The organism is Neobacillus sp. YX16 (genome assembly GCF_030123505.1).
Lineage (GTDB): Bacteria > Bacillota > Bacilli > Bacillales > Cytobacillaceae > Neobacillus.
This window is the reverse complement of the sequence record NZ_CP126115.1, coordinates 4,506,817-4,531,967: the sequence shown is the minus strand read 5'-3', so window position 1 is coordinate 4,531,967 and position 25,151 is coordinate 4,506,817. Positions and strand designations below refer to the sequence as shown.

Here is a 25,151-nt window from a genome sequence, read left to right as displayed (position 1 = left end):
ATGTCAAAAACTCTTCATACGTTCTTCATAAAATGTGACTACTATTGTTATAGTATTAACTTAGTAAAGCAGTCCTTTTTATCATCCAAGAAAAATAAGGTGATTCTATGTACAATCTCATGAGTCAATTTAGTTCATTTGTAAGCAAACCGTTTTTTATCATCGCCAACAACTTGGAATCTTGGCCATCCGTTTTTGCCTTACTCTTAGGAATAGTGGGAGCTCTGGCACCCTGTCAGCTTACTGGAAATATCAGTGCATTAACGCTTTACGGTAACCGCTCCTTTCAACAGAAAATTGTGTGGAAGGATGTTCTCTTTTTTACATTAGGAAAAGTAGCTGCTTTCTCTTTATTAGGAGGACTTGTATGGATATTAGGAAGAGAAATTCAAGAAAGCCTAATTTCATATTTTCCTTGGATTCGCAAAATTATGGGACCATTACTTATCATTGTTGGGTTATATATGATTGGATTAATAAAACTAGAAGGAACAATCAAATTATTTAAAGGGTCTAAAGAGTACAAACGGGAAACACCATTTGGTTCCTTTATGTTAGGGTTCAGTTTTTCACTGGCTTTTTGTCCAACTATGTTTATCCTATTCTTTGTTACCTTAATGCCGATTGTTTTGTCCAGCACATACGGGTTTATCCTGCCTTCTGTATTTGCATTAGGAACAGCTTTGCCGCTAATCCTTTTTATTTTGATTATTTGGTACTTAGGCGGGGGAGGAGTACTGATGAAAAAGGGAAGAAAGTTTGGGACTTCCATACAAAGAGTTTCAGGAATATTGATTATACTATTAGGAATATTTGACTCCGTTACCTATTGGTCTCTGTAACTCGTGGATAAAAGTAAGGATGAATGAACAAAATGTGAAAGTTGGAAAAAACGTATAAAAAACACTTTACATAGGGTAGGGGGGTATGGTTAAATAAAATTAAAACATAACCTCTTTTACAAGGTTATATTAGTGCTAATTAAGAAAGGATGAATATATAATGGAAAAGATTACTTTAAACGTACAAGGAATGTCATGCGATCACTGTGTAAAAGCAGTTGAAGGCAGTGTTGGTGAACTAAACGGAGTAAGCTCTGTAAAAGTTAACTTAAAGGCCAATACAGTAGATGTGGAATATAACAACCAAGAGGTAACATTAGATAAAATCAAAGAAACAATTGATGATCAAGGTTACGACGTAGAGTAAAAATAGGAAAAGACACGTGCTATAAATAGCACGTTCTTTTTAAAATAAAATATACCCATAAGGGGTATAAGGGAGTGGATTCTATGTCTCAAGTTTTAAATGAAACCAATTTACAAATTTCCGGAATGACTTGTGCTGCTTGTGCCTTAAGGATAGAAAAGGGTTTAAATAAATTAGAAGGTGTAGAAACAGCAACCGTTAATCTTGCATTAGAAAGATCTGCTATAAAATATGATCCACAAAAACTAAAGGTCGAAGATATTGAAAAAAAAATTAGAGACCTTGGTTATGACGTGGTTACCGAAAAAGCAGAATTTGATATTACCGGGATGACTTGTGCGGCATGCTCAACGAGAATAGAGAAGGGTTTGAATAAATTAGATGGGGTCGTTAAGGCGAATGTGAATCTGGCACTTGAAAAAGCTACGGTGGAATACAACGAGTCTGTCTTAACACCAAGTGACATTATTAATAAGGTTGAAAAGCTTGGCTATGGGGCTCGTTTGAAGGAGAATGTAAAAGAAACAAGTGACCATCGTCAAAAGGAGATTAGTAAGCAAACAGGCAAGTTTATTTTTTCAGCCATTCTTTCCCTTCCATTATTGTGGGCAATGGTTGGACACTTTTCATTTACATCTTTTATTTGGGTTCCTGAAGCTTTTATGAATCCATGGGTGCAGCTAGCTTTGGCTACACCTGTTCAGTTTATTATTGGTTCCCAGTTTTACATTGGAGCCTATAAGGCGCTAAAAAATAAAAGTGCTAATATGGATGTACTGGTTGCCCTTGGGACATCAGCAGCTTATTTTTATAGTCTGTATTTATCGATTATGTCCCTTATGGAAGAAGCACATGGAGTGGAACTTTATTATGAAACAAGTTCCATATTAATTACCTTAATTATTTTAGGGAAGCTTTTTGAGGCAAAAGCTAAAGGGCGCTCCTCAGAGGCGATTAAGAAATTAATGGGGCTTCAAGCTAAGACGGCGGTAGTTGAAAGAAATGGTCAAGAACTGGTAATTCCACTTGAAGAGGTTGTCGTAGGAGATATCCTATATATAAAACCAGGCGAAAAAATACCTGTTGATGGAAAAATCATTGAAGGTAATTCAGCCATTGATGAGTCCATGCTTACCGGTGAAAGTGTTCCTGTTGATAAGACAATTGGAGAAGATGTTATAGGTGCAACGCTTAACAAAAACGGCTTTTTAAAAGTGGAAGCAAAAAAGGTTGGAAAGGATACAGCCTTAGCACAAATTATTAAAGTAGTGGAAGAAGCACAGGGTTCTAAGGCTCCGATTCAACGACTTGCAGATAAAATTTCTGGGGTATTCGTACCAATTGTGGTTGGAATCGCAGTTCTTACTTTTATTATTTGGTTTGTATGGGCAGCTCCTGGTGATTTTGCGGAAAGCTTAGAAAAAATGATAGCCGTCCTTGTTATTGCCTGCCCATGTGCACTAGGACTGGCAACTCCAACTTCAATCATGGCTGGCTCAGGCCGGGCTGCAGAGTATGGAATTCTGTTTAAGGGTGGAGAACACTTAGAAATGACCCACCGGATTACCACTGTTGTATTGGATAAGACCGGAACAGTAACTAACGGTACACCTGTACTAACGGATGTCATCACAACCCAAACGTTCGACGAGGAAGAATTATTATCATTGATTGGCTCGGCTGAAAAGCAATCGGAGCACCCCTTAGCACAAGCGATTGTCCAGGGTATTAAGGATAAAGGAATCCACTTTAAAGATGTTACCGAATTCGAAGCGATTCCTGGTTTTGGAATCAAAGCTGTGGTTGATGGGAAAGAATTATTAATTGGTACAAGGAAATTAATGAATAAGTACAACGTGGAGGCAGCTTCTGCTTTTGAAAAAATGAATGAATTAGAAAGGGCAGGAAAGACAGCGATGCTTACAGCCATAAACGGACAATTTGCAGGTACCGTTGCTGTTGCTGATACGATTAAGGAAACATCAAAAAGTGCCATCAAGCGACTGAAAGACATGGGGCTGGAAGTCATTATGATTACAGGTGATAATCAGCAGACTGCCTTAGCAATCGCAAAACAGACTGGAATTGAAAATGTGATTGCAGAAGTCCTTCCGGAGGGCAAGGCATCTGAAATTAAGCAATTACAGGCGCAAGGCAAGAAAGTAGCAATGGTGGGCGATGGGATTAACGATGCTCCGGCGTTGGCAGTTGCTGATATTGGGATGGCGATTGGAACCGGTACAGATGTGGCAATGGAAGCAGCCGACATTACTCTTATTCGCGGGGATTTAAATAGTATAGCAGACGCTATTTTCATGAGTAAGAAGACAATAACGAACATAAAGCAAAACCTTTTCTGGGCACTTGCTTATAATTCACTGGGAATACCATTTGCAGCACTCGGTTTCTTAGCCCCTTGGCTTGCAGGCGCAGCTATGGCATTCAGTTCTGTATCCGTTGTCCTTAATGCTTTACGATTACAAAAAGTAAAACTATAGTGAACTACAAAAAGGCTGACACATAATTGTCAGCCTTTTTCACATTTTTCACTATCTTTAACTATTATACTTATTTTACAAGGAAGCAAATTTAATTAGCCGGGTGAAATCGTATGAATCAAATTTTACTAATTGAAGATGAGGAAAGTGTTTCAACTGTCATAAAAGGTTATTTAGAAAAAGAAGGTTATACCGTTCATTGTGCAGCCACTGGCTTAAAAGGGTTGGATTTTTTAAAAATAGCGGATTTTAAATTAATTATATTGGATTTAATGCTGCCTGATATTAGCGGAGAAGAAGTTTGCAAGATTATTCGTCAATCATCTGATGTGCATATCTTTATGCTGACAGCAAAAGGCTCATTAAATGACAAAATAGAGGGATTAAATATCGGTGCTGATGAGTATTTAATAAAACCATTCAGCCCAAGAGAATTAACTGCAAGAGTAAATGCTTTATTTAGGAGAATAAGCTCCAAATTTCCTTCTTCCAAGGTTATTTTTGACGACGGTTATTTATCGATTGATTGTGATAAAAGAACAGTCCAAATTTTGAAGCAAGAGGTCCCTTTTACACCTAATGAGTTTGATATTATTTGTGCACTTGTTTCAGCAAAAGGAAGTGTGTTATCGAGAGAACAGCTGATTGATAAAATCTTCGGCGTAGATTTTAGCGGCTATGATCGGACCATTGATGTGCATATAAAAAATATTCGTAAAAAGATAGAAATAGACACGAAGAACCCCAAATTTGTCCTTACGGTTATGAAAGCAGGATATAAGTTTGGTGGTGAGAAGTAAGTGCAATCAATCAGCAGAAGATTAAGCATTTTATTGGTATTATCAGCGGTGGCTGCCATCCTGCTGGTTACTATTTTTGTTAATATGACTGTTTCCAATAAATTTAACGAATACATGATTGAAATCCAGAACAAGAGGTATGAAAGAATTGTTACCTATTTTGAAGAAGCCCATAAACGGGAAGGTAAATGGTCCTCTGATACAGGTGTAGAATTAATGCATGAGGCATATATGGGAAATTATTGTTTGACACTGTTAGATAGCAGCAAACAGGCAGTCTGGGGAATGGATCCTGAGGACTTACAAACTCAAATCCATATCGGAGAAATGCCAGGGCATGAAAGTGGTGTTTATACTACAAAAACGTTTGAGATTAAAGAGAATGGTAAAATAGTTGGGTTTATCGATATCGGACAATATTCGTCGGTGCTTCTATCAGAAGAAGATTTAACCTTTAAGTCTTCCATAAACAAAAGCATTATAGCCAGTGGTGCCCTTGCTCTAATTATCATCATTAGCTTGAGTCTGTATTTTTCAAAACAATTTTCTACTCCAATTCGAGCGGTGGCAAAAATGTCTGTCAGTCTATCTCAAGGAAACTTTGATACGGTATCGAATATAAAAAGTAATATTGCAGAGTTAGAGGATTTAAGAAAAAGTGTGAATATCCTTGCAGGAAAATTAAAGTACCAGGACACTCTCAGAAAAAGATTAGTATCAGATATAACGCATGAGATTAGAACGCCTTTAAACGTGTTACAAAATAATCTTGAGGCAATGATTGATGGTGTAATTCCTGTAACAAATGAGGGATTACATTATTTAAATGAGGAAGTAATTCGGTTTGGGAATTTAATAAATGACTTAAATTTGTTAAAAGAGTTTGAATCAGAAAGTATCAAGCTTAATTATGAAGCTATTTTCCTTGATCAATTGATTTCAGAGATTTGTAAGGATTTCTATAGGGCTGCTGAAAATAATAATAGTATGATTCAATATGATATTGTCCCTGAAGATTACCAAATCATTGCAGATAAGGACAAAATGAAACAAGTAGTAATAAATTTAATATCAAACGCACTAAAATTTTCTGAAAGTAATGGGAAGATTTTGATTAAACTTTATAAAGAAAAAAAGTTCATTATTATGGAATTGATAGATAACGGCATTGGTATTAAGCAGGAAGATTTACCATTTATTTTTGAAAGGCTTTATAGAGGAGATAGGAGTAGGAGTCAAATTAAAGGAAATGGTATTGGTTTAACGATTGTTAAGAATATCCTTGAGCTTCACAATGCGATGATTGAGGTAGAGAGTGAAGAAGGATTAGGAACTACAGTACGGGTCTATTTTAATTCAACAAATTAACGCAAATCTGTGACCAAAATTTGACACTCCTATTTTCTTCATACTGTCTTCATAACACTTCACTATTCTAATGTTGTAAGCATTACACATTAGGAGTTGTAGAGATGAAAAAGAAAATAGTCACCTTGCTAGTTTCGAGCGCAATATTAGCAGCCTTCACGGGTTGCAGCAGACCAGTAACAGGAGATAAAGAGGCAGATAATGCTCTTTTTGCCTTTAATAAAATTGTAAAGGCCTATCCTGATAAAAAAGGGTTCCATGAAGCTCTAAAACATTGGGGCTTTGAGCTGCCAACAGGTGAAAAGTTTGAATGGAGTAAAGATATGTCAGCTAATAAGGCGGATTTTGCTATGGTTATGCTGGCGGATCCTCTTGTAGAAGCAGGACTAGATATTAGTAAGCTTGATGAAAACGAGTGGCTTTATGAACCTGCTGCTAAGGACGATAAAGGGAATGATTTACCTATTCGTCTTATTAAACCCTACAATGTATCAGATAAGAAACAAGCTTCTAATGGGTCTGAAGATTCCATGAGAAGACTCTTAAAGGCTGATACAGACAATGTGAAGTATCATAAGGATGTACAACATTTTGGTCTTAGCCTTGGAGAGGGTAACCAAGTTCAGTGGACAGAAAAGCTTGGTACAAATAATGCCGATATGATCTTTGTGTTAAATGCGGAGCCCCTTGTAGAAGCAGGACTAGATATCAATAAGCTTGAAGACAGCGGTTGGGTCTTTAAAGAAGCAAGTGATAATGATATGGGAATGGGAGCAAGTCCAGATCAAATCGTTAAAATCTATGATATTAAAAAATAATAAATAAACCACCCCTGATATCTTGGGTGGTTATCATATTTGATAGAAAAGATTGAGGTGAGTGGGTTGGAACAGATTATTCAAATAGGTGGAATGACCTGTGCAGCATGTGCTAATCGAATTGAAAAAGTAACAAAAAAGCTTGAGGGAGTTCAAGATTCGAGCGTGAATTATGCAACCGAGAAATTAAGTATTCAATATGATGAATCCGTCGTATCACTCCCAGCTATTCGTGCAACGATTGAGAAGGCAGGGTATGAGGCCATTATTGAGTCGGCAAAGAGGGTACTGCAAATAGAAGGAATGACCTGTGCTGCCTGTGCGAAAAGAATTGAAAAGGTAACTAGTAAGCTTGATGGAGTGCTGGAATCAAGTGTAAATTATGCAACCGAAAAATTATCAATAGGCTTTGAGCCTTCTAAGGTGAGAGTTTCAGATATTAAACAAGCAATCGAGAAGGCAGGATATAAAGCAATAGAAGAGGCAACGACAGTTGATAGTGATAAAGAGAGAAAAGAAAAAGAAATCAAGCTGCTATGGAAGAAGTTTGTGATTTCTGCTTTATTTACCGTGCCGCTGCTTGTTATCACAATGGGTCATATGTTTTTTGAACCGCTTGGTTTTATACTTCCAGCGATTATTGATCCAATGGTGAATCCACTATACTTTGGTTTAATTCAATTATTATTGGTACTTCCAGTGTTATTTGCTGGCAATAAGTTCTTTACGGTTGGCTTTAGCTCTCTGATTAGTAGAAGCCCCAATATGGACTCTTTAATTGCTATGGGTACTTCTGCAGCATTCCTTTACGGAATCTTTGCTATCTTTCAGATATATGGCGGGAACATCGATTATGCCTACGATTTATATTTTGAAGCTGCCGGCGTTATTATAACCTTAATCCTGCTAGGTAAATATTTAGAAGCCGTTACAAAAGGAAAGACCTCTGAGGCAATAAAGAAACTAATGGGACTAGCCCCCAAAACAGCGATGATTATTCGTAATGGTAAAGAAGTAGAAATAGCAATCGAAGAAGTAGAAGTCGGTGATATCATTGTTGTTAAACCAGGAGAAAAGATGCCTGTAGATGGTGAAGTAATCGAAGGGATGACTTCTGTTGATGAATCAATGCTGACTGGTGAAAGTTTGCCAGTAGAAAAAAATATAGGCGATGCAATTATCGGAGCAAGTATCAATAAAAATGGATTGATCAAATATAAGGCTACTAGAGTTGGAAAAGATACTGCTTTAGCACAGATTATTAAACTAGTAGAAGATGCGCAAGGTTCAAAGGCTCCGATTGCAAAGATGGCAGATATTATTTCTGGATATTTTGTTCCTGTGGTAATTGGGATCGCAATTGCGGGAGCGTTGGCTTGGTATTTCTTTGCAGGTGAAACGGGAGTATTCTCTTTAACCATTTTTATATCTGTTCTTGTTATCGCTTGCCCATGTGCTTTAGGCTTGGCAACCCCAACAGCTATTATGGTAGGTACAGGAAAAGGTGCTGAATATGGGGTACTAATTAAAAGCGGTGTTGCCTTAGAGACTGCTCACAAAATTAAAACCATTGTCTTTGATAAGACTGGGACAATTACTGAGGGCAAACCAAAGGTTACAGATGTTGTTGTTACGAGTGAAATTACGGAGGAATACCTGCTTCAATTGGCTGCTTCTGCTGAAAAAGGATCAGAGCATCCATTAGGGGAGGCAATTGTGAAAGATGCTGAGGAAAGAGGTATAGAATTTAAAAACTTAGACTTCTTCAAAGCAATTCCTGGTCATGGAATTGAGGTTAAAATGGATGGTAAGAACATTTTACTCGGAAATCGAAAGCTTATGGTTGAAAGGGAGATTTCGCTAAAAGACCTAGAGGTTACATCTGATAGGCTTGCTGGCGAGGGTAAAACTCCAATGTATGTGGCAATAGATGGTCGTATGGCTGGAATTATCGCAGTAGCAGATACTGTTAAAGAAAATAGTAAAAAAGCAATTGAACAGCTTCATAAGATGGGCATTGAAGTTGCCATGATTACTGGCGATAACAGAAGGACGGCAGAAGCGATAGCAAAACAGGTTGGGATTGATAGAGTGTTAGCGGAAGTCCTGCCAGAAGACAAAGCAAACGAGGTTAAAAAGATTCAAGCAGAAGGTAGAAAAGTAGCGATGGTGGGCGATGGTATAAACGATGCTCCTGCGCTTGCACAGGCAGATATCGGAATTGCAATTGGTTCTGGTACAGATGTTGCAATGGAATCTGCAGATATTGTTCTTATGAGAAGTGACCTACTGGATGTACCAACTGCCATTCAATTAAGTAAAAAAACAATCTCAAACATAAAACAAAACTTATTTTGGGCATTTGGTTACAACACATTAGGAATACCAATAGCGATGGGAGTACTCTACTTATTTGGAGGACCGCTGTTAAACCCAATCATCGCAGCCGCTGCCATGAGTTTAAGCTCCGTTTCAGTATTATTAAATGCATTAAGATTAAAAGGCTTTAAACCAGCTAGGTAAATAAAAAGAGCTTTGGTAATCAAATTGATTATCAAAGCTCTTTTTAATTTTATTTAGGCTGTGTAAATTGGGCTGTTGATTTGTGCTCCACTAAGGAATGCTTCTTCGAATAATCACCGCAGGAACAGGCGGTCTCTGCCTGTTCCGAGGCGCTTCGCTTTCCGCAGGCGGTTCGGGAAGCCTGTCTAGCTGCAGCGCCTAGCCCCTCGACGCTTCGGTCCCAACGATGAAGTCAAAGAACGACTTCATCGTTGGGCCCTCCAACGCTTGTCGGGGCTGTACAAGGCGCTTCCGCTTTTCCTACTCCTCGGCGCTAAGAGATGAGCGGGGTCTCCCTTGTCCCGTCCTCCTGCAGGACATTGATTTACTTCCTCGAATCTGCCCACGCACGAAGAAATTGCGATAGCATTTTCGAGGAGTCTCGCGCCTTCCGCACAAATCAACAGAGTTCTAAAATCATCAGTTACCTTTAACACAGCCATTATTTTAGGTATTTAGCTCTAATTTCCTCTAGGTCGACTATATTTATATCATTAACCACTTCTATCATTCCAAGTAATTCTGTTTCATTTAGGTAGATACCATATGAACCACTATTACTAATAGTAAATTCAATATTATTGATCCCCTTTGTACCGGTAAAATCGGTAACAATTTGCATTGTTGATGAATTCAGAATCATAAAGTACCCTTCTGCATTATCAAAGGCTGATAGGTCTAAAGCCATTTTTGTATTGACACCTTTATTAACCACTATAATAAGCGGCTCAAACTCATATCCAGTTCCTTTTATTGTAATTGTCTGCTCGTTAGCAGCCACTTCTGCTTTTTTAACTAAACGTTCTGTCGCTACCTTACTAAAATCGTCACCGTAGATACTAGACTGAGCAGGTTCCGCTGGCGGTGCAGTAACAGCAGAATCAATCCCGTCTCCGTCACTGTCTGAAGCCGTGATAGCTTCTAAATCATCTACAACTTTAATTACTCCACGCTTCATTCCCATCCAGCAGCTAAAATTAAGATCTTCACTCCCTGGTGTGAATTCAATTAGATTATTTCCACTTTGCAGCTTCTGTTGAATTTCCATACCTGGCACGACAATCGTATTATTACAGCCAGTAATTTCTTCACCCTTAATAACCCATTTAAGAGGCATTCCCTTTTGGACATAAAGAGTTTTTGGAGTATAGCCATAAACATTAGCAGTCATATTCAAGATCTGAACCCCATCTTTAATTGTTGCTTTAATCTCATCGGATGAGGATGATGAGGCGTTTGCATCACCGAAGGCTCCCACACTAGACATAATAGCCATTGGACTGATATTCATGCCTGCCAAGGCAAGCCCCCTGTTACTCATAATAAGGCCGAGCATAATGATTAACACACCGCTAAACTTTAGTATTTTTTTTGTGTACCCTTTGGTCAACAACCCCGATAATGCTCCAAATGTCAGCATGAGCGGGACTGTTCCAGTAGAGAACATAAACATCGATAAGGCGCCTGCTACAGCACTGCCTGTCCCTAGTGCAAATATTTGCATGGTTTGTAGAGGACCACATGGCATTAATCCATTGAGAAGTCCGACAAAAAATGGTGCTCTTGGTTTACTCATTGCCCTACAAGCCACATTTGGCAATTTAATTTGGAATTTTCTAAAGGCCTTAAAACCAGCCATATTAAAGCCCATCATAATCATGAAAACACCAGCAAATAACTGCAAACCTGCTTTAGCAGTTAGGGACAAGGCGAAAACTGAACCAATAGCACCAATGACCCCACCTAATACCGTGTATGCAACCACTCTACCGGCGTTATATAAAAGTGCTGGCTTTATGGCTTCAAATTTGTTCTTGCTTTCTTTTCCAATACTTTGAGAAAGCATGATTCCCCCGCACATACCTACACAATGGATAGAAGTAATCACTCCAACTACAAATAATACAGCATAAGAAGCATTATTTAGTTGTGATTCCATATCGTAATTCCCTGAGTTGATTCCAAGTAATACAACGGCTGCTACTGCAATCATAATGCCAATAAACTTAAAGTCTTTAGGGCTTTCAGTACTATAACCTACACTTTCAATAGCATTTTTAATTTTTTTTACATCGCAAAAATGATCATCATATTCAATTTCCGCAAATTGACCGCTAAAACTAGCTTTTACACCGAGGACACCATCTAATTTTTTCACAGTCCTCTCAACCCGTTTCTCACAAGAAGTACAGGTCATTTCATATACCTTTATACGTTCTCTTATTTTACTCATAAAGTTCCCTACCTTTACTAATTAATGAAACCAACTAAATGATAGGTAAAGTATAGAGAATTTTTGTGTTGATGATATGAAGAAAGAGAGTATGGAAGTGAACAATTTGTAGACAAAAAATATCCAAATTTTGAACTATGTTAATCATTACTAAATGTTCATACTATAAAAAACAGCTTGAAAAGAGGAAACAACTTGGAACCTTTTATGCCTCAATTAGTATACTTTGAACCTAGAGCATTGGAATACCCTCTTGGAAGAGAACTAAAAGAGAAATTTGAAAAACTGAATCTTGAAATTCGTGAGACTACCTCTCATAATCAGATTCGTGATTTGCCGGGTGATAATGAAAATCAAAAATACCGTAATGCAAAATCAACCCTTGTAGTAGGAATCAGAAAGACATTGAAATTTGATACTTCTAAGCCTTCGGCAGAATATGCTATTCCTTTAGCCACTGGCTGCATGGGGCATTGCCATTATTGCTATTTACAAACAACACTTGGAAGCAAACCATATATTAGAACCTATGTAAATCTAGAGGATATCTTTGAACAAGCTCAAAAATACATGGATGAGCGTAAGCCTGAGATAACCCGGTTTGAAGCCGCTTGTACCTCAGACATTGTGGGACTAGATCATTTAACACATTCACTTAAGAAGACGATTGAATTCATTGGACAATCAGAATTTGGGCTTCTCCGATTTGTAACGAAATTCCATCATGTAGACCATCTTCTAGATGCCAATCATAATGGAAAGACAAGGTTTCGTTTTAGTGTGAATTCGCGATATGTGATAAAGAATTTTGAACCAGGTACATCATCTTTTGAAGATCGGTTGTCAGCAGCAAGGAAGGTTGCGAAGGCGAATTACCCATTAGGGTTTATTATCGCCCCCATTTATTTGCATGAAGATTGGAAGGAAGGCTATCGTGAATTGTTTGAGAGGTTAAGTGACGAGCTTTCAGGCATAGAAATACCCAATTTAACGTTCGAACTCATTCAGCATCGCTTTACAAAGCCGGCAAAGAATGTAATTGCAAAAAGGTACCCGAAAACAAAACTTGAAATGGATGAGGAAAAGCGAAAATATAAATGGGGACGTTATGGAATTGGAAAATACGTTTACCCAACAGAAGAAGCAAATGAATTAGAAACCACCATTCGCCAATATATAAATGAATATTTTCCAAATGCAGTTGTTGAATATTTTACTTAAAAAAAATATTTTTTAACTTGTACACCGTACTATTTCGTGAACCTTCTGCTTAAAGATGTAACAATGAGTTACCTTTAGGAGTGGCTGCCATGAAAATAGACGGTGTTTTTTCTGGAGGAGGAATAAAAGGGTTTGCCCTTATTGGGGCCATTCAAGAAATTGAAAAAAGAGGTTTTCAATTCGAAAGAGTTGCAGGAACCAGTGCAGGGTCAATTGTCGCTGCATTTATTGCAGCTGGTTATCGCAGTAGTGAAATGGAGCAACTTCTTGATGAGTTGGATTTAACCAAGTTTCTTGATGCTCGTAAAATGATTATTCCTTTTCCACTTGCTAAATGGTTGTTTGTTTATTGGAAGTTGGGGTTATATAAAGGGAACGAGTTAGAAAAATGGATTGAAGAAAAATTAGCAGCAAAGGGTATTAGAACCTTTTCAGACTTGCACCCTCAAAACTTAAGGATTATAGCATCTGACCTTTCAAATGGCAGGTTGGTTGTTTTACCTGATGATTTAGTTAAATATGGTATTGCTCCTGGATCCTTCTCCATTGCAAAAGCTGTAAGAATGAGCTGCAGTATTCCATATTTTTTTGAACCAGTGAAATTGAAATCGATGGATGGTGTAAATGTAATAGTGGATGGCGGGGTATTAAGCAATTTCCCGATGTGGCTCTTCGACCGGGAAAATCTTCAAAAAGTAAGGCCAGTAATTGGGATTAAATTAAGCGCAAATGAATATGAGCATGAAAAACATCAGATCAAGAATGCTATTCAATTATTTGGAGCTTTGTTTGAAACAATGAAGGATGCGCATGATTCACGTTATATTTCTAGAAAGCATGAAAAGAATATCATATTTATCCCTTCGGAGGGTGCGTTGGCAATGGAGTTCCATTTGACGGAGGAAAAGAAACAGGAGCTGTTTCAGCTAGGTAGAAATTCAGCACAAAAGTTTTTTAAGTCTTGGTGTTATTAAGCTTGTACTTCTTTAAAATTGAAAAAAATCGAGCGCTTATAAAGACGCTCGATTTTTCTTTTTGCCTTTTTTACCATCGATAACTGTTAAGTGAACAGGGGATTTCTTTTTAGTCATTTTGCTTCTCTTTAAAGAAGTTAGTGAACCAAAAGATGTACCTTTTGTAGACTGTTCGCCGCCTTTAGTCTGTAAACGCCTTTTTGACTTCTTAGCTGCTTTGATAAAGGCCTGCTGCTCTTTATTCCTAGGATTTGACCTGCGAATTAGTTTGAAAACAAAATAAATGGCTAAACCAACCAATGCGAACACTACGATATTCTTAAGAAAACCAATAGGGTCACTTGTAAATGCTGCAATAATGCCAATTATTCCTAAAACAATAACACTACCAACCAAAGGAACGGAAATCCGATTTTTCAAGAAAGCCACCTCCCTAACAGCATCTTAATCATTTTCTTAATTTTTTAAACTCAAAATTAATAATGTTTTTAATATTTTATTCAGCTTTAAGCTGTAATATAAACAATCTTCAATTAGTTCTTTTGTATTGCATTACAAAAGTAAGAGATATTTTAATTTGAAAGAGATATGAAAAATGGTATGTACTTAATTTAATTCTACTTCATATATGAAAAAACCTCTAGGATGACATAATATTTCCAATTAAAAAATTTATTCTATGCAAGTGATTGAGGTGGGAAGGGCATAATAAGGTTGATTACATATCAGGTAAGGCACTAATTTAACAGGAGGTATTTAATATGGCTAAAAGGCCTGAAAAGTCAAATTATCCAAAACCAATGTCTTTTGTTACTGTCGTATTTTGGACGGGCTTGTTTGGAGGTCTATTTTGGGGGACGATTGGTTTTTTTGCATACTACTTCAATTTCACTGAAATTCGTCCTAATATCATACTAGGTCCATGGGCATTAGGGGATTGGAAAAATGAATGGCTGGGGACTGTCATATCTATTATTTTACTTGGGATTTTATCGGTTGGTGCTGCTTTTGTTTATTCTATTGCACTAAAAAAATTTAATGGTATTTGGTTGGGCTTAGGATATGGTATTGCACTTTTCATAATCGTGTACTTAGTGTTGAATCCCATTTTTTCAGAAATGAAGCCGTTTTTAGACTTGAGTCGTGATACGGTCATTACTTCGATTTGTTTATATTTGGTTTATGGCTTATTTATTGGTTATTCCATTAACTATGAGTATGAAATTAATCAAATGGAGGAAAATGAGACAGCCTCTTAACGCTTTATTAGTCTTTATGGACTGAGATGTGTTAAAATATTTTTGATATTATAGAACAAAGCAATATTTGTTACTGGATTACATACGGGAGAGTGGGAGAAGATGGGAAAAATAGATAAATTAAGATCAAGTTTTTCTACATATGGAATTGATGGTTTTTTAATTGCAAGTCAATTCAACCGTCGCTATATGACAAACTTTACTGGTTCGGCTGGGGTAGTTCTTATTAGTGCTGACAAAGCACAATTTATTACGGACTTCCGTTATGTTGAACAAGCTTCAAACCAATGCGAAGGTTATGAGATTGTTAAAATGACCGGAACACTTGTTGATGAGGTTGCAAAGCAAGCAAAAATACTTGGGATAAAAAAACTTGGGTTTGAAGAGGATCATTTATCATTTGCTACCTATAAAGCTTATGAAAAAGAAGTTGAAGCAGAACTTGTTCCTGTTTCAGGTGTAATTGAAAAGTTACGCTTGATTAAGACAGAACCAGAGATTAAGATATTAAAGGTAGCAGCGGATATTGCCGACGCTGCATTTAAGCATATATTGGATGTTATTCGACCAGGAAAAACGGAGCTTGAAGTATCCAATGAATTAGAGTTCTTTATGAGAAAAGCAGGAGCAACATCTTCTTCTTTCGATATTATTGTTGCGTCAGGTTATCGTTCAGCTCTTCCACATGGAGTTGCAAGTGACAAAGTCATTGAAAAAGGAGATTTTGTAACTTTGGACTTTGGTGCCTATTATAACGGTTATGTATCTGATATTACAAGAACGGTATCAGTGGGAGAACCTGAGGCAAAGCTGAAGGAGATATACGACGTTGTTCTAGAAGCGCAGGTTAGAGGAATGGCTGGTATAAAGCCTGGAATGACAGGTAAAGAGGCAGATGCACTTACCAGAGATTACATAACAGAAAAGGGTTATGGAGAATACTTTGGTCATTCAACCGGTCACGGGATTGGTCTTGAAGTCCATGAAGGTCCAACGCTTTCTATGCGTTCAGATATGGTTCTAGAACCAGGCATGATTGTTACTGTTGAACCAGGTATCTACATACCAGGTCTTGGCGGGGTCCGGATTGAGGATGATACTCTCATTACGAAAGACCATAACGAAGCTTTTACTCATTCTACAAAAGAACTTATCATTTTGTAATAGACATAGGAGGATAAAACATGAGTATTTCTGTTAATGATTTTAAAACAGGATTGACAATTGAAGTGGATGGCGGTCTTTGGCGCGTTCTTGATTTCCAACATGTAAAACCAGGTAAAGGAGCGGCGTTTGTTCGCTCTAAGCTTCGTAACCTTCGTAATGGTGCGATTCAAGAAAAAACGTTCCGTGCTGGTGAGAAAGTTGAAAAAGCACAAATTGATAATCGTAAAATGCAGTATCTATATGCAAGCGGCGATCAGCATATTTTTATGGATATGGAATCATACGAGCAGGTTGAGCTGCCAGCAAACAATATCGAATATGAATTAAAGTTTTTAAAAGAGAACATGGAAGTCCACATCATGATGTTTAACTATGAAACACTTGGTGTAGAACTGCCAAATACTGTTGTGCTTGAAGTTACTGAAACAGAGCCAGGCATAAAAGGTGATACTTCTTCAGGTGGAACCAAGTCTGCAACCCTTGAAACAGGACTTACAGTTCAAGTTCCTTTCTTTGTTAATCAAGGTGATAAATTAATTATCAATACAACTGAAGCATCTTATGTTTCTCGTGCACAATAAAATAGTTCCCAAAAAACTAAGGCCTGAATGGATGGCCTTAGTTTTTTTTGTTTATTTATGGTGAAAAGTTTATTACTTTCCCTATTGTGAAAACTTCACTAAATAGTAATAATTAGTTTCTATTTAGCTGATTAGTTTTTGCTAAAATTAAGTAGAATTACAAACATATAAACAAAAGGGGTGACACAGCAATGAAAAAAATTCTCTCTCTCTTGTTTCTCTGTACGGCTATTGGTCTACTAATTGCAGCCTGCGGTAACTCCAAGGAGACGGATGTGACTTTAGATAAAAAGCATTTACCATTACCAGATTATGTTTTAAACTCTTCTGATTTAATTCAGGAAACGTACGCTATGGTATCGAACTACCCAGAAGTAGTAGCAGGTGTTCCTTGTTATTGCGGCTGTTATGCACAAGATGGGCATGAAAGTAATCTGGATTGCTATATTGATTCATTTGGAGAAGACAATGCCGTTACCGGCTGGGATTCAATGAGTATATCCTGAGACGTCTGTATAGATATCGCCCGGGAGGCGGTAGAGATGCATTTAGACGGTAAAAGCCCTAAGAAAATATATGACTTAATCACTACGAAGTATCAAGATTTTGGGGAGCCAACTCCGACGCCAGAACCTAAGTAAGGGATAACCTATGAAAAAAATACTTTATGGCCTTTACATCATTATCTTTATAGGCATTATTATTTGTATCGTTAATAGTGATATTTTTAACAGCAAGAATGGTGAAGCTATTGCCGCAGGTGAAAAGATTTATAACAAGCAGTGCCTGATTTGCCATGGTGAAAATGGAAAAGGTGAAGGTAAAAATGCGGGCACGGCCATTAATAATCAACAGTATTTAAATGCTGTTAGTAACAAAGACATTTTCAATAGTGTAAAAGTTGGCAGAGAAGGTACAGGAATGCCAAGCTATGGACCAAGACTTTCAGAGGATGAATTAAATAATGTTGTTGCTTATATTAGGAATTGGCAGTCTGAAGAAATCGATTTTGAGGTTCCTAAAACAATTGCAGGTAATATTGTTAATGGTGAAAAATTATATAATTTATATTGCATTAACTGTCATGGCGAAGCAGGCAGCGGTAAATTAAAGATGGGAACAGCTCTATCAAATCCACAATTCTTGAAATTTACTACGGATAAGCAAATTTGGATTGGTACAGCATATGGCCGCGACGATACTAGAATGGCAGCGTCATTAAAGGGTCTTGATGGAGTAAGACAGCTTGAGAAAGAAGAAATTACGGATATTGTAACCTATATCCGTTCATTAGAAGGAAAATAACGGAAAACCCTGGATCTTCGGATTCAGGGTTTTTTAGTATGCAAATTAATTAACAAAACGTTCATTTTCATGCCAATTAGGTAAATGGGTTTGGGGTTATAGTACTAGTTGGGATATATAAAAACAGGGTGATAACTATGGCAGGGTGATAAATGTGAACATTCTGTGGGCATTTTTTGACAAAAACGTAACGTTTATAACCCTTTTACAAAATGTTCATAAGTGAATCAACTATCCACAGATGATTAATATTATATTTATTTCAAAGAGGGCTATAGTGAAAAATAGCTTTTTATAGGAGCTCAAGGAGGATTAACATGCTTAAAAAAAAGTTGTTGGCTTTATTTGTAATTACCTCATTCTTATCAAGTTTTATCATTTCAAACGCTATGGCCGAAACAACCTTTCAGCCAGAGAAGTTTCCCTATACGGAGATGCAAATTCAGGTAATGCCAGAGTTTGATTATCCTGAAGGTTGGGAAAAAGATACCCCATCTTTACTAGTGGGACAATATGGAACTTTTACAAACAAAAGCGGGCAAGATTTTGATGGGAAAGTTGAATTGGCTGTTCCAGCTAGTGAAAAAGGCTTCCAAGCGTACTTAGTTGCTGAATTTCCTGAAGACAATAAGCCCGAAGTACAACGGCCATTTGATGTAGATAAGGAAAAGGGAACTATTTCTTGGAAACCTTCAAAAGCAATTAAGAATAATGAATCATATAGATTCGTTGTCGAGTATTATACGAGCGCAGTAGATGTAAAGGATAAAAGAAGCTTTACATACGAATATAGTAACCCAACAGAGATTGGAACATTAGATGTAATCTTCTATGCTCCAATGGAGGCAAAAGAGATTACATTAGAGCCGAAGGCGCCAAACAATACGAAAAGTGAATATGGTGAAGAGCTGTTCTATTACCAATACAAAAATGTAAAAGTAGGAGAAAGCTATAAATATTCATTTTCCTATCAAAAAGATGGTTTCAAATCTACTCTAGACGCTATAAATGAGAAACAACCACCCAATGATGAAAATCATACTGGTGTTAATGGTACAGCAACAGATCAACTTACTAATGGTAAGAGCGGCAGCACAACAACAGGCAGTAACTCTGACAGGCCAATAATAGGAATTGGGGGTGCAGTCGTAATTGGAATCGCCATCATCATAGCTGGTGTGTTTATTTACTTGGGGTTAAAAGGAAAATCATATTCTGCACCTAAAGCACCTAGTTCTAAAGCAGCGATTCAACACCCAAAAAAGCAACAAGGTAAAAAAGAAACGAAGTCAATTAGTGTTGACGATAAAAAGGAATTACGTAAAAAGCTTCTAACTGGAAAGATTGATCAAGAAACCTACGATGAAGAAATGAAAAAATTAATTTAATGGGGTGAATGGGTGTGAAAAAGAACACAATCGTTATGCTAGGTGGATTTATTATCGCAGGGGCAATCGTTTTCTTACTTATGGCAGCTACACCAGGATCAAGCGGCATCGAATTAACGATGAAAGAGCTTTTGGCTAACCAAGAAAAACATAAAGATGATTTTGTAACGGTAGAAGGTCTTTTAATCGAAGAATCTATTAAATGGAACCCAGATAAAATCGAATTGAAGTTTGATTTAGAAGATAACGAAGGAAACCTAATGCATGTTATCCATAACGGCACAAGGCCAGATAACTTCTCTAAAGGTGTCATTGTTATTCTCCAAGGCGCACCTACTAAGAAAAATACATTTGTCGCTGAAACAGTTAAAACAAGATGTCCTTCTAAATATGAGGGTGAAGATGTTGAAAACTATGATCCAGAAGCGCATAAAAAGTTATTAGATCAGCCACCAACAGAACCAGAAACGGCAAAATAATAAGAAGGTGACGATATGTACTTATTTGCTAATGCAACAATTTATGTAGGCCTAGCGCTTGCAATCTATTCACTCCTCATCATCACGCTGGGGATTAGCACTAAAAATCAAAAATTAATTAATAGCGGTAAGGGTGGAGTAATCGCTATCCTAGTTTGCGCCTCTATGGCAATGCTGTCCTTATTTTATTTGCTAGCTACATCACAATTTCAATATGAATATGTTACTGATTACACTAGCAGTGAGCTTCCGATTATTTACAAACTCACAGCACTCTGGGCGGGGAATTCAGGCTCATTGCTATTATGGACTTTCTTCCTAGTTCTTTACACTGTAATGATTTCCTTCTCGCGCAAAATGAGAGGAAATCCAATGGTTCCGTATATTTCCGCCATTCTATTAGGAAATATCGTATTCTTCTTTTTAATCCTTGGATTTGTTGCAAAACCATTTATACTGTTGGATCAAATTCCGATTGAAGGTCATGGTTTAAACCCAATGCTGCAAAACCCGGGAATGATTATCCATCCTGTTACACTTTACCTTGGTTATGTAGGTCTCGCCATACCATTTGCCTTTGCAATGGCAGCACTTTTATTGAAAAACGTGGATGACTTCTGGATTAAAATGACTAGACGCTGGACTATTATTGCTTGGTTGTTTTTAAGTCTAGGTAATATATTTGGCGGCCAGTGGGCTTATATCGAGCTTGGCTGGGGCGGTTACTGGGCATGGGATCCAGTTGAAAATGCATCCTTCATGCCATGGTTAACAGCAACTGCGTTCTTACACTCAGTTATGATTCAAGAACGGAAAAACATGTTAAAGATTTGGAACATAAGCTTAATCATTACTTCTTATGCATTAACATTATTTGGAACATTCCTTGTACGAAGTGGTGTTCTTACATCGGTTCACGCATTTGCCAACTCAAATCTAGGATTATACTTCCTAATCTTTATGGGTGTAATGGTTATTGGGGCATTGTATGTCTTAATGAGCCGGTACAATCTGCTTAAACGTAGTGCAGGTGAGTTCAATTCCTATATTTCAAAAGAAAGCAGTTTCTTAATTAATAACCTATTGTTGGTGGGAGCGGCGTTTGGTGTGTTCTGGGGAACAGTATTCCCATTAGTATCAGAAGCTGTACGCGGTACAAAGGTTACAGTAGGGATGCCATTCTTTAATACCGTTCAAGCTCCAATTCTATTATCTATGATGTTTTTAATGGCGGTATGTCCATTACTTGCATGGCAAAGGTCATCATTAAAAAACTTAAAGAAAAACTTCCTTATTCCAGCAATTCTTGCCGTTGCAGCAATGGCTTTAATGGTTGTACTTGGAATACAAAAAGCTTGGGCAGTTATTGGCTTTGGAGTTATTGTTCTTCTCTTCATTACTCACTTCCTTGAGTTTTATCGTGGAGTTAAAGCAAGAAGGAAAATGACAAGTGAAAAAGTTTATCTTTCACTTTATCGCTTGATGACAAAAAACCGCAGGCGCTATGGGGGTTACATTGTCCATATTGGTATAGCGTTTATCGCAATGGGTATTATCGGTTCGCAAAACTATGATGTACAAACTATGAAAACAGTAAACTTAGGGGATTCCATTGAATTGAAGGATTACCGTATTAATTACGAGCGTCTTGATCAAAAAAAGGAAGGTATTAATGATATCGTTTATGCGGAAATGACAGTTTTCAAAAACGGTAAACGTATTGGAAATATCCAGCCTGAAAAAGTATTCTATGGCAACTGGGACCAGCCATCATCAGAAGTTGGACTAATCACATCCTTAAAAGAGGATTTATACGTTGTATTAAGTGATTGGGAAGATGATGGAAAAGCAACCTTTATTGTAAAAGTTAATCCAATGATTGCTTGGCTATGGATTGGATCCTTTATGATTGTTATCGGATCACTGTTTGCAGTGTGGAATGGAAAATATCAAAATATTACTCCAAGATACACGGGAGTACGCAAAGAGGTGTCTTAATGTGAAAAATAAAATTTATATTGGACTCCTTCTAATAGCCTTTATTTTTCAGGCATCGATTTTTCAAGTAGAGGCAAAAGAGTTCGATTACAAATCTAAGGAATTCGAAGCAGCTGCGTCTCAATTCATGTGTACCTGCGGCTGTGGTCAAGACCATTTTGAATGCGATCCTAAGACTTGTAATCTTACAATTGGGTTTAAGGAAGACATCGTTGGAATGATGAATAAGGGCTGGGATAAAGACAAGATTCGTGAATACTATGTCAATATTTACGGTGAAGAAATTTTAACTGCCCCAGAAAAAAGCGGGTTCAGTTTAGTTGCTTGGATAATGCCTTTTGCGGCTTTGGCTATAGCAGGTGTGGCAGTATACTTCATCATTCGTAAATGGGTGAAGAAAAAAGGAACGGATGAATTAACCCTGGACAATGAAATCGAAAAGGATGAGGTGGAAGAAGAAATTCTCTCATCTATGATTGAAGAAGAACGCAAAAAGTATCTTTAGGATGTGAACATAATGCAAGAAATCTCGATCATTACAATGATATTTACCGCAGCTCTTGTGCTCATTTGTTTATTACTTGTTCTTGCACCCTTCTTTTCATGGAATTCATATTTAAGTTTTGCGAATAAGGGTCAGGATTCTGCTTCCAATAAAGAAGTGCTTTTATCCACACTGAATGAACTAGAGTTTGAATATAAGATGGATAAAATTTCCCACGTAGATTACAAAAATCTAAAGAAGCAATATGAATCCCAAGTTGTCAGCATTATGAAGGAAGAAGAAGAGCAAATAACATCTCAATCAGTTGACAAGGATTTAATGGCTGAAATAGAAAGTGAAATTGAAGAGACAATGAAGAGTCATAAGAATAATAAGGGGGGAGGAAAGTGATTAAGAAAGTCACCGTTTTCCTCCTCGGACTGCTGCTGATCATTCCATTAAATGGAATGGCGGCAGGGGAATCAGCGATATCCGTTGATATGCACTACCTAGTCGTCAGCCCTGCAGAAGATGGGTCAACTAATATGATGAATATGGTGAACTATACCAATACTTCAGCAGAGGAAATTAAAGGTGACGGCAAGGATGAAGCAGTACTAAATGTCACTATTCCGACAGGAGCAACAGGATTTACCTTTTTAGATAACAAAATTGCTCAAAAACAGGTTGATACAGGCTTCATCACAACAGATCCTATCCCAGCCAATCAGACCGTTGTTTTGCCATATAGCTACAGAATCTCAAAGGGTGAGGAAATTAACCTAAGCTTCAACTATCCTGTTCAAATGGTGCAAATTCTTGTTCCTGAGGGAATGGGTAGTATTGAATTTAAGAACATTACTGCCACCAATCAAGGGCTATTCAAGATGGATGATCAAAATTATCAGGGATACAGTGTTGAAGGCATCCAAGCAAAACAAGCCTTTACAATGATTTATGACAAAGATAAACAGCCATCAACAAGTGAAGCCCAAGGTTCTACAGAACAAGGTGTCAGTGAAACTAGTGGGAATGTAACAAAAACAGCACCGGCCTTCCATAACCCTGGTCATCTTCGTATGTGGTCACAATCTCCGCTGAGAAGTTGGGATCCACATGTTTTCTTAATTGTAATGGCTGCCATTATTATCGCAGCGCTCTCCTATTTTGCTTACTTTAGAATGAAGGCAAGAGCAGAAGAGAAGAGACTTGGTGCTGACACGGAAGAAAATGCATTTAAGAATTTAATGGCTAAGCAAAAAGCAATTATGGATAAAATCCTTGAATTAGAAGAAAATTTCGATGATGGAAATATGACAGAAGAGGATTATCAAGCCAAACTTTCTGCATATAAGCAGCATTTAGTACAAGTTAAGATGAATTTACGCCAATTTGTAGAGTAACGTCGGAATGCGAGGGATACTTGATGATTGAAATAAAGAAGCTTACAAAGCAAGCCGACAATAAGTTAATTCTTCGAGGTGTTGACCTATCCGTCAAACAAGGTGAAACAGTTGCTATTCTTGGTCCAAATGGAGCGGGAAAAAGTACACTTTTAAAAGTGCTGGCAACATTAATAAAGCCTACTTCAGGCCTTGTGAAAATTAACGGATTGGATCTTAAAAAGGATCATATAGAAGTGAAAAAACTGTTTGGATATTTACCGCATTCCAGCTTGCTTTACGATCATTACACACCACTAGAAAATTTACTGTTTTTTGGCGAGTTATATGGTGTCAAGGATGTTGAAAATAGAGCAAGACAATTGGTAAAAGAGGTAGGCTTGTCATTCTTCATTAATGAACCAGTAAAGAATTTCTCGCGTGGAATGATCCAAAGGATTGCGATAGCAAGGGCCATTATCCATGAGCCGAAAATCATGCTTCTAGACGAACCTCATACAGGATTGGATCAAGGTGCGATTACGATTCTAAATAATGTTATTCTTTCCATGAAAGAAAAGGGATGTACCACATTAATGGTTACTCACGATTTCAAACAAGCAGCTGAAATCTGTGATCGAATTATTATTGTGAAGAACGGAAAGATAGCTGATGATTTTAGCATCAATAATAAATCATTAGGTTTAGTTTCTGAAAAATACCAGGTGTTAGTGGAGGGAGTATCATAATGTTTAGAGCAGCCCTCACAATTGCAAAAAAAGATATCTATTCTGAACTCAGAACAAAACAAGTTTTGGGTACGATGATTATATTTGCTGGGCTAGTCATCTTAGTCCTAAGCTTTGCTTTTGATCCAGCAAACAATACGACAAAAGCAGTGATTCCAGGTGCTGTCTGGATAATCATTGTATTTTCGGGAATTTTAGGCCTTAATCGCTCGTTAGTTTCTGAGCAGCGAAATGATACTATGCATGGTTTATTGGTTGCACCAATGGAAGCCTCTAGTATTTATTTAGGCAAATTCATGGCAAACTTCTCGATGATATTAATTGTAGAAATTGTCGCGGTTCCCTTCCTATTTTTATTATTTGATTTTAAAGTGAATGGCAGTATTTTATATTTTATCTTAGTGTTGTTTGTTGGGAGTTTTGGATTCATTGCAATTGGAACTTTCTTGGCTGCATTAGCTTCCAATTCCAAGAGCAGTGAGATGTTATTACCGCTTTTGCTCTTCCCAATGACAAGCCCGGTATTAATCGGTGTTACCCAAGCAACAAAAATCATTCTTACTAATATGGAGAAATTACCAAGTGCTATTGCTTGGCTGCAATTGGTCGCCGCCTATGATGTAATTTTCTTTGTACTATGCTTTTTACTAATTGAGTACGTTCTGGAGGTTTAATA

The 25,151-nt window shown here is 37.4% G+C and carries 24 protein-coding genes; 22 read left to right on the top strand and 2 right to left on the bottom strand.

Features of this window, described 5'->3' with window-relative positions; translation table 11 throughout:
• Window positions 1-107: 107 nt before the first annotated feature.
• The 7 genes from QNH48_RS22355 to QNH48_RS22325 all read left to right on the top strand — a co-directional run bounded on the left by QNH48_RS22355 (window position 108) and on the right by QNH48_RS22325 (window position 9,216).
• Window positions 108-842: an urease accessory protein UreH domain-containing protein gene (locus QNH48_RS22355; RefSeq protein WP_283952066.1), complete on the top strand. Its 735-nt coding sequence runs from the start codon at window positions 108-110 to the stop codon at window positions 840-842.
• Between the two features lie 160 nt (window positions 843-1,002).
• On the top strand, window positions 1,003-1,209 hold the full coding sequence (gene copZ, locus QNH48_RS22350; protein ID WP_095247117.1) for a copper chaperone CopZ: 207 nt from the start codon (window positions 1,003-1,005) through the stop codon (window positions 1,207-1,209).
• Window positions 1,210-1,292: 83 nt separating this feature from the next.
• Window positions 1,293-3,707, top strand: a complete 2,415-nt coding sequence (locus tag QNH48_RS22345) for a heavy metal translocating P-type ATPase (protein ID WP_283952065.1) — start codon at window positions 1,293-1,295, stop codon at window positions 3,705-3,707.
• Between the two features lie 113 nt (window positions 3,708-3,820).
• A complete protein-coding gene (locus QNH48_RS22340) occupies window positions 3,821-4,507 on the top strand; it encodes a response regulator transcription factor (protein WP_283952064.1) in 687 nt (228 codons plus the stop codon).
• Complete coding sequence (locus QNH48_RS22335; protein WP_283952063.1) at window positions 4,508-5,875, top strand: sensor histidine kinase; 1,368 nt, start codon at window positions 4,508-4,510, stop codon at window positions 5,873-5,875.
• 104 nt (window positions 5,876-5,979) lie between these two features.
• Window positions 5,980-6,693, top strand: coding sequence for a hypothetical protein (locus tag QNH48_RS22330; RefSeq protein ID WP_283952062.1), 714 nt, complete (start codon window positions 5,980-5,982; stop codon window positions 6,691-6,693).
• A 39-nt stretch (window positions 6,694-6,732) separates the two neighbouring features.
• Entirely contained in the window at window positions 6,733-9,216 is a 2,484-nt protein-coding gene (locus QNH48_RS22325; protein WP_283952061.1) for a heavy metal translocating P-type ATPase, read from the top strand.
• Between the two features lie 481 nt (window positions 9,217-9,697).
• On the opposite strand, the gene QNH48_RS22320 is transcribed toward QNH48_RS22325, so the two are convergent.
• Window positions 9,698-11,488, bottom strand: a complete 1,791-nt coding sequence (locus QNH48_RS22320) for an urease accessory protein UreH domain-containing protein (protein ID WP_283952060.1) — start codon at window positions 11,486-11,488, stop codon at window positions 9,698-9,700.
• Between the two features lie 195 nt (window positions 11,489-11,683).
• Between QNH48_RS22320 and splB the strand changes: the two genes are divergently transcribed.
• Window positions 11,684-12,709: a spore photoproduct lyase gene (gene splB / locus QNH48_RS22315; RefSeq protein WP_349655101.1), complete on the top strand. Its 1,026-nt coding sequence runs from the start codon at window positions 11,684-11,686 to the stop codon at window positions 12,707-12,709.
• Between the two features lie 89 nt (window positions 12,710-12,798).
• Complete coding sequence (locus QNH48_RS22310) at window positions 12,799-13,683, top strand: patatin-like phospholipase family protein (protein WP_283952058.1); 885 nt, start codon at window positions 12,799-12,801, stop codon at window positions 13,681-13,683.
• A gap of 36 nt (window positions 13,684-13,719) precedes the next feature.
• Here QNH48_RS22310 and QNH48_RS22305 read toward each other — a convergent pair whose 3' ends face one another.
• Window positions 13,720-14,112, bottom strand: a complete 393-nt coding sequence (locus QNH48_RS22305; RefSeq protein ID WP_179292530.1) for an SA1362 family protein — start codon at window positions 14,110-14,112, stop codon at window positions 13,720-13,722.
• A gap of 332 nt (window positions 14,113-14,444) precedes the next feature.
• Here QNH48_RS22305 and QNH48_RS22300 point away from each other — a divergent pair, with 332 nt between their 5' ends.
• The 13 genes from QNH48_RS22300 (at window position 14,445) to QNH48_RS22240 (ending at window position 25,149) form a co-directional block, all read left to right on the top strand.
• Window positions 14,445-14,942 carry a YqhR family membrane protein gene (locus QNH48_RS22300; protein ID WP_283952057.1) on the top strand — a complete coding sequence of 166 codons (498 nt, stop codon included), beginning with the start codon at window positions 14,445-14,447 and terminating at the stop codon, window positions 14,940-14,942.
• A 102-nt stretch (window positions 14,943-15,044) separates the two neighbouring features.
• The gene (locus QNH48_RS22295) at window positions 15,045-16,106 is read left to right on the top strand and encodes a M24 family metallopeptidase (RefSeq protein WP_283952056.1); all 1,062 of its coding nucleotides are present in this window, start codon (window positions 15,045-15,047) and stop codon (window positions 16,104-16,106) included.
• A gap of 20 nt (window positions 16,107-16,126) precedes the next feature.
• Window positions 16,127-16,690 carry an elongation factor P gene (gene efp / locus QNH48_RS22290; protein WP_095247134.1) on the top strand — a complete coding sequence of 188 codons (564 nt, stop codon included), beginning with the start codon at window positions 16,127-16,129 and terminating at the stop codon, window positions 16,688-16,690.
• A 191-nt stretch (window positions 16,691-16,881) separates the two neighbouring features.
• Complete coding sequence (locus QNH48_RS30485) at window positions 16,882-17,331, top strand: PCYCGC motif-containing (lipo)protein (protein ID WP_349655100.1); 450 nt, start codon at window positions 16,882-16,884, stop codon at window positions 17,329-17,331.
• A 10-nt stretch (window positions 17,332-17,341) separates the two neighbouring features.
• On the top strand, window positions 17,342-17,995 hold the full coding sequence (locus tag QNH48_RS22280; RefSeq protein WP_283952055.1) for a c-type cytochrome: 654 nt from the start codon (window positions 17,342-17,344) through the stop codon (window positions 17,993-17,995).
• Between the two features lie 317 nt (window positions 17,996-18,312).
• Entirely contained in the window at window positions 18,313-19,383 is a 1,071-nt protein-coding gene (locus tag QNH48_RS22275) for a hypothetical protein (protein WP_283952054.1), read from the top strand.
• Window positions 19,384-19,397: 14 nt separating this feature from the next.
• On the top strand, window positions 19,398-19,862 hold the full coding sequence (locus QNH48_RS22270) for a cytochrome c maturation protein CcmE (protein WP_095247139.1): 465 nt from the start codon (window positions 19,398-19,400) through the stop codon (window positions 19,860-19,862).
• A 15-nt stretch (window positions 19,863-19,877) separates the two neighbouring features.
• Window positions 19,878-21,860, top strand: coding sequence for a heme lyase CcmF/NrfE family subunit (locus QNH48_RS22265; RefSeq protein ID WP_283952053.1), 1,983 nt, complete (start codon window positions 19,878-19,880; stop codon window positions 21,858-21,860).
• A 1-nt stretch (window position 21,861) separates the two neighbouring features.
• The gene (locus QNH48_RS22260; RefSeq protein WP_283952052.1) at window positions 21,862-22,365 is read left to right on the top strand and encodes a cytochrome c-type biogenesis protein; all 504 of its coding nucleotides are present in this window, start codon (window positions 21,862-21,864) and stop codon (window positions 22,363-22,365) included.
• Window positions 22,366-22,377: 12 nt separating this feature from the next.
• A complete protein-coding gene (locus QNH48_RS22255; protein ID WP_133367300.1) occupies window positions 22,378-22,755 on the top strand; it encodes a hypothetical protein in 378 nt (125 codons plus the stop codon).
• Window positions 22,752-23,747: a hypothetical protein gene (locus QNH48_RS22250; RefSeq protein WP_283952051.1), complete on the top strand. Its 996-nt coding sequence runs from the start codon at window positions 22,752-22,754 to the stop codon at window positions 23,745-23,747. Before QNH48_RS22255 ends, QNH48_RS22250 begins: the two co-directional genes overlap by 4 nt.
• Before the next feature lie 23 nt (window positions 23,748-23,770).
• Window positions 23,771-24,475 carry an ABC transporter ATP-binding protein gene (locus tag QNH48_RS22245; protein ID WP_283952050.1) on the top strand — a complete coding sequence of 235 codons (705 nt, stop codon included), beginning with the start codon at window positions 23,771-23,773 and terminating at the stop codon, window positions 24,473-24,475.
• Window positions 24,475-25,149: a heme exporter protein CcmB gene (locus QNH48_RS22240; RefSeq protein ID WP_251634748.1), complete on the top strand. Its 675-nt coding sequence runs from the start codon at window positions 24,475-24,477 to the stop codon at window positions 25,147-25,149. Before QNH48_RS22245 ends, QNH48_RS22240 begins: the two co-directional genes overlap by 1 nt.
• Window positions 25,150-25,151: the final 2 nt, after the last annotated feature.